This is a genomic window from Vibrio sp. Y176 (genome assembly GCF_033438945.1).
The window spans coordinates 1-559 of record NZ_JAWOQS010000971.1 but is presented as its reverse complement, the minus strand read 5'-3'; the positions used below and the strand labels follow the sequence as shown (position 1 = coordinate 559).

1 protein-coding gene is annotated in these 559 nt (G+C 50.1%); it reads right to left on the bottom strand.

From position 1 onward, the window contains the following. Positions 1–559, bottom strand: a 559-nt coding sequence (locus R7O13_RS29695; RefSeq protein ID WP_318305569.1) for an ATP-binding cassette domain-containing protein, incomplete at both ends; no start/stop codon positions are given.

Sequence of the window (559 nt, the reverse complement as noted above, 5' to 3'; positions counted from 1 at the left end):
GTAACAGAGTCAAAATTTGGGCTTGTACGGTCACGTCCAACGCGGTGGTTGGCTCATCGGCAATAAGCAGTTCCGGTTTACACAACAACGCCATGGCAATCATCACACGTTGGCGCATACCGCCAGAAAGCTCGTGTGGATATTGGTTCATGCGTGTTTCCGGAGAAGGAATCCGCACCGCATCCAACATCTGAATGGATTCCGCAATGGCTTGTTTTCGGCTCATGCCTTTGTGCACCATCAACACTTCGCTCAGCTGTTTGCCTATCTTCATAAATGGATTCAGAGAGGTCATGGGATCTTGGAAGATCATGCCGATTTTCTCTGCGCGAATACGGTTGAGCTGTTTCTTGGACATTGAGAGTAAGTTCTCACCATGAAATAAGGCTTCACCGGAGACATTACCGTTGTCGGCGGTGAGCCCCATCAGCGCAAATACCGATTGGCTTTTACCAGAGCCTGATTCACCCACAATGCCGAGCGTTTCTCCTGCTTTAATCGAGTAGGAAAGGTTGCTGACCGCTTGCACTTGTCCGTCTGGCGTATCGAAGCGCACGTT